At 69.9% G+C, this 2,158-nt stretch carries 2 protein-coding genes and 1 other RNA gene; all 3 read right to left on the bottom strand.

The features are described 5' to 3' along the window. Positions 1-424: division/cell wall cluster transcriptional repressor MraZ (locus AC2W7C_RS17040; RefSeq protein WP_486002437.1), on the bottom strand; the 424-nt coding region annotated here is incomplete at its 3' end. A gap of 361 nt (positions 425-785) precedes the next feature. After that, an RNA gene (gene rnpB / locus AC2W7C_RS17035) (RNase P RNA component class A) lies at positions 786-1,165 on the bottom strand. Positions 1,166-1,264: 99 nt separating this feature from the next. Continuing rightward, positions 1,265-2,023, bottom strand: a complete 759-nt coding sequence (locus AC2W7C_RS17030; protein ID WP_486002438.1) for an N-acetylmuramoyl-L-alanine amidase — start codon at positions 2,021-2,023, stop codon at positions 1,265-1,267. Positions 2,024-2,158 lie beyond the last annotated feature (135 nt).

Raw genomic sequence — 2,158 nt, 5'->3', positions numbered from 1 at the left:
CGCACGGGCCTGGCGCGCCAGGGCCCGGCCGCTCGTCGCGGCGCGCGGTTTCCAGCGGGGCGCGGTCCAGATCTGGAAAGCGGGAGCCCAGGCCGACGATGACCACGTCCTCGCCCAGGCCGGCGTCCTGGCACAGGTGTTCGGGCAGGGTGATCCGGCCGCCGCCGTCATAGGCCAAGGGCCGTTGGCCGGCGTAGAAGGTCTCTTCCAGGGCCGTGCGCAGGTCGTCGCCGAACGGCAGCTCCTCGATCATCGAGACGTACTCGGCCATCAGCTTGTCGCCGCCGGCCTCCAGGCAGTCGGACTCGATCGAGAAGAAGCAGAAGACCCCGTGCTCGGCGCCGTTGTCGGCGGTGCGGAACTCCTGCGGGATCAGCAGGCGGCGCTTGCCGTCCAGTTGTTTCTCATAGGTCGAGAGAAACACGCCCTGCCCAATCGGATCCTGAGACCCGCTCCCCTGAAATCCCGTTAGCGCCCGCCGGCGCACCCGCACCCTTACCGATGCCTATGGGATAGCATGGGATGAACTGGGTCTCAATGGGATTAGTTGACGATCGTTAACCGTCGAGCGGGATCAATTTCGTGGAAATTCCGGAACATACAGAGAACATTCGAAGCCATGGACAGGCTGTGGACAGACTGCGCGGCGGATGTCGAGGGAACCGTTAACGGTGCGGCGAACCCAGGGCGTCCCCTAGGACCCGGACGAGGCGCCGTCCGGCCGGTTTCGCCATAGCCGCGCTCAAGCAGCGAGCCGCCGCGCGGCGAGCGATGGCGCCCGAAAAAGCGTCAGACGGCCTGTAAGCCGGGTTCTGTTCCCGCACGAATGCGGGCGACGATCATTCCTCTGGACCGGCCATCGCTGACCGGTTCTCGCGACCTACCCGGACGCCTCGGGCGGTGAGCCCTGCGGTCGAAACCGCGCGACGTCCCTATTCGGTCTTGCTCCAGGCGGGGCTTGCCATGCCGCCGACGTTGCCGCCGGCGCGGTGGGCTCTTACCCCACCCTTTCACCCTTCCCTGCTTCGAGAAGCAGGCGGTTTGCTTTCTGTGGCGCTATCCCTCGGGTCGCCCCGGGCGGAGGTTATCCGCCGCCTTTTCACCGTGGAGCCCGGACTTTCCTCGACGAGGGCGGAGCCCCCGCCGCGACCGCCCGGCCGTCTGACGGGGGCTAGGTGGGCTCTTTGAAAGGTCACGTCAACTTCTCCCTCCCCTCCTGGGGAGGGTGGCTCGCGCAGCGAGACGGGTGGGGACCCACGAAGACCTACAACACCCCCGTCGCGCTCTCGGCCGTCGCCAGTTGCAGCACGCCCATCAGCGTCGCGCGGGTCTCGCCGTCGGCGATCCCGTCCACCTTCGATGGCCGCCAGTGCCGCTGGAAGGCCTCGACCGTCAGCCTGGTCTCGTCGTCGTAGTCGCCGCCCGGCTGGAGGCCGTAGCCCAGCCGGTGCAGGCCGGCGCGCAGGACGATCACGCCCAGGCCGTCGTCGCCCAGGCCCAACGGCGCGCCCAGGGCCGCGATCCGCTCGGGCGCCGGCTCGAACCACAGCCCGTGCCCGACCCCGGCCAGCCGTTTCCAGGGGAAGCGCTCGCCCGGGTCCTGCTTGCGGTCCGGCGCCAGGTCGGAGTGGCCGATGATGCGGGCGTCCGGGATGGTCCAGCGGGTGCGGACGTGGGTGACCAGGCTGATCACCGCGTCGATCTGGGCGTCAGGGAAGTCGCGGTAGCCGAACTCGTGGCCCGGATTGACGATCTCGATACCGATGGAGGCAGCGTTGCAGTCGGTCTCGCCCTGCCAGGCGCCTCGGCCGGCGTGCCAGGCCCGGCGCTCCTCGGGGACCAGGCGCAGGATCGAGCCGTCCTCGTCGACGACATAGTGGGCCGACACCCGGGCCTCGGGATCGCACAGGCGCGTCACCGCCGCCTCGGCGGTCCGCATGCCGGTGTAGTGAAGCACCAGCATGTCGGGCGGCGCCCGCCGGCTGTCGAAATTCGGAGAGGGGACGTCCCTGACGACGAGCACCGCCGACCCTACCGGCCCGGCCGCTCCCAGCCGTACGCCACCCAGGCGCCGTCGACCTTGCGGGCCTCGATGACCTCGTCGCCGGCGCGGCGGTCGCGGCGGGGTCATGGTGCGGCGGGCGCGCAGGGCCAGGCC

This window comes from Brevundimonas sp. CURTG3B2_SDJG, assembly GCF_057364705.1.
Note: the sequence above shows the minus strand (reverse complement) of the source record. Positions and strands in the feature narration are given on the sequence as shown.